Source organism: Acidiphilium sp., from assembly GCF_049977125.1.
Taxonomy (GTDB): Bacteria; Pseudomonadota; Alphaproteobacteria; order Acetobacterales; family Acetobacteraceae; genus Acidiphilium.
Genome location: NZ_JBMFGY010000277.1, coordinates 1 through 2677 on the forward strand (window position 1 = coordinate 1; position 2677 = coordinate 2677).

The 2677-nt window shown below is 59.7% G+C and carries 2 protein-coding genes and 1 pseudogene; all 3 read right to left on the reverse strand.

Annotated features, from left to right (window positions below; all coding sequences use genetic code 11):
• A partial coding sequence (locus ACP5E6_RS18015; RefSeq protein ID WP_427956627.1) for a hypothetical protein occupies nucleotides 1-806 on the reverse strand: 806 nt, incomplete at its 3' end.
• Nucleotides 803-1744: a peptidoglycan-binding protein gene (locus ACP5E6_RS18020; RefSeq protein ID WP_427956629.1), complete on the reverse strand. Its 942-nt coding sequence runs from the start codon at nucleotides 1742-1744 to the stop codon at nucleotides 803-805. The genes ACP5E6_RS18020 and ACP5E6_RS18015, both read right to left, overlap by 4 nt.
• A gap of 6 nt (nucleotides 1745-1750) precedes the next feature.
• Nucleotides 1751-2677, reverse strand: a pseudogene (locus ACP5E6_RS18025) (BPTD_3080 family restriction endonuclease); the annotation flags it as partial.

The window sequence follows — 2677 nt, forward strand, 5'->3', positions numbered from 1 at the left end:
GTTTTCATCCTTGCCAGCAACGGTAGCGTGAGCCCGAGATTGGTGAGGTTGCCCCGGCACGAGCCGCGGCCCGGCAGGCCGAGGCGGATTCCGAGCGTTGATGAATGTGCTGCGACGATCGCAAAACTCGACAGCACATCGCGCGGCGCATCGAGGCAGATGTTTGGATTGGTCAAGGTCGCATGGGCCAGGGCGGCGAGGATTGTCTGAGGAGTCGCTCCGGCCTGCGGTGTCACGAATTTCCGAACGAACGGGTCGCGGGTCAAAGCTGCGGTTATTTGCGCCGGCGGATAGAGCGTGGCGAGCGACATGATGGTGCCGTTCGGCTGCGGGATGGCGGCGAGAGGGCGCTTCGGGTCGAGATTGAGGTTATGGGGATGACGGAGATCGATCGTCCAATATCGAACACCGCCGCCGGGCAGCGCTCCCGATCCCTGTTCGATCAGGGTTTGATCGCGCAGCGCGAGGTAGGGACCATAGAGCGAAACGATCGTGAAACTCTGGCTGACCTGAAACGGAGTTTTGTCGTCGCCCGCCGATAAGCCCGACTGCGCGCGCAGGATTTGGTATTCCGCGTGGGCGAATGTGGCGACCGAGAACACCGGCGCGTGGGTGCGGGTCGATATGACCGTGATATTCCCCTTTTCGACATCGACAGTATAGGTCGAATTGTGCAGGGCCGGACGCGGCTCAGCGGCCGGGGAGGCGATAATTGCCGCACCGCCGATACCGCAGATCGCGGCGACGGCTGCACCGAATAGCAGTGGTTTGGCGATTTTGCGGTTGCGATGTTTCACGGCACTCATACCCAGATCACCGCCGGAAGTTGATGCCTGACCGGTGCGCCCTCCGGCGGGATACCGAGGCGAAGGATACCCTCGATCTGAACGGCGCAGTCCGCGATGCCTTCGGCGTGATCATGCCCGTTGATGATGGTGCGGGCGTTGTAATAATCGCAGGTCGTGCCCTGGATGAAGTCGCCCAGCTTGCGGCCGGTGAACGCGCCCTTGCGCATGCCGTAGGACATGATCTTGTAGGCGATGTCCGGTTTCAGCGCGTCATCCGGATGCTCGGCCAGGGTCTCGCCCATGCCGATCGCTTTGCCGAGCTTCAGATAGTTCTCGCCCCAGGTGAGTTGAACGTAACCGCGCCCGTAATAGGTGTTGGTATAGGTCTTGCCGTTGGTTGCCTTGAAGTTTTCCGGCTTGCCATAGGGCATGCCGGCGCCCTTGCCGTATTCGGCGATCGGGACGAAACCGGGGCATTCGCGTTGGCAGGTGGCCATCATGTAGGCCGCCCAGCGCAAATCCATCACATGCGGGTCCTTGCAGATGCTGGTGAAAACAGTGGCGAGGCCGGCTGGTCGGGGGATGGTCCAGTTCACGACGCGGGCGGCATTGGGAAATTGCTGGGCGAACCGGCCGGTGAATACGCGCGATGCCGTATTCCACCACTCAACCGAGGGATTTTCACGCCAATAGTCGGGGCCGGTGTAGAATTTTCCTGCGTTTTTAAGCAGCTTTGCCAGGGTCGGGCCATGCGGGGAGACAACGCCGTCCGGACGTAGAAAGCCATTTTTGGATTGAAATCCACGAATACGCGCAAGCATCGTCTCGTCGTAAATGCCATTGACGGCGACGAGATAACCGGCGCGCGATAACAGGTCCTGAATCAGCGCGACATCGACGGGTTTATTGATGGCATTATGGCCAACGCTGGCGGTGATGCTGGTTTTGCTGAGCATGTCGTCTCACCCTGTCGTTGCGACCAGCCGGGTCGCAGGTTCAGCCTCGTTGATGGCCGTTTTGATGAGTTTGGCGAAATCCGTCTCGAATTCATAGACCGAGGTGAACTCGGCGAACGCCCAGCGGCCAAATTTGCCCAGATTGTTGACACCCGGTACCCAGTAGGATCGCATTGCGTTCGCTTTGTCTTTGGCGTTCTCTGCGCGATACCCTTTGATTTCCACGATCAGGTTCAACGGGTTGTCCGGCTGATCGTCGATCCGCAGGATGAAGTCCGGCAGATAGCGGTGTGGCGTCGCGCCAATCAGGTAGGGCACTTCCAACCCGAGATTCTGGTTTTTGACGTAGGCCATCACCGCCGGATGCGCCTCGGCGACACGGCAGAACTCGGCCTCCCAGTCACTGTCGCACACCACCCAGTTGATGTGGCACTTGCGGGGATCGGTTTGCCAGCGGGTATTTTTCGATGTGGTGAAATTCACATAGGCGGTTGAGCCCGTCGGATTATACGCGTCGAGTATCGCCTTAACCGGATTGTCGCCGACCAGTGACAGCGTGATCGCCGCCTTGATGCGCTCGGCCGCCATGTCCGCGATTTCCTTATAGAGAAGCTGCGCGGGATAGGTGCCCCCGGTACACCGGAGATAGCCGCCTTCGAGCCATTGCCGCGCGATACGCTTCAGATGCGGAAACAAATGGAGTTTCGCCGGTTCGCCGGGATCGCGATATTTCGTGTAGAGAATATGTTGAGCGAGGTGAAACAGGATGGTCGACGCACGCATGTCTTTCAGGTGTGCAAAGTTCAGATCGACGGCTTCGCCGACAATGCCCTGATTTCGGGTGGTCGAGGGTCCGAGCAGTTCCGGCGTGAGCTCCAGCACGTGATCGGGGCCGAAGCGAGCTTCGAGCCGTTCGTTCGGCAGCTCGATCCG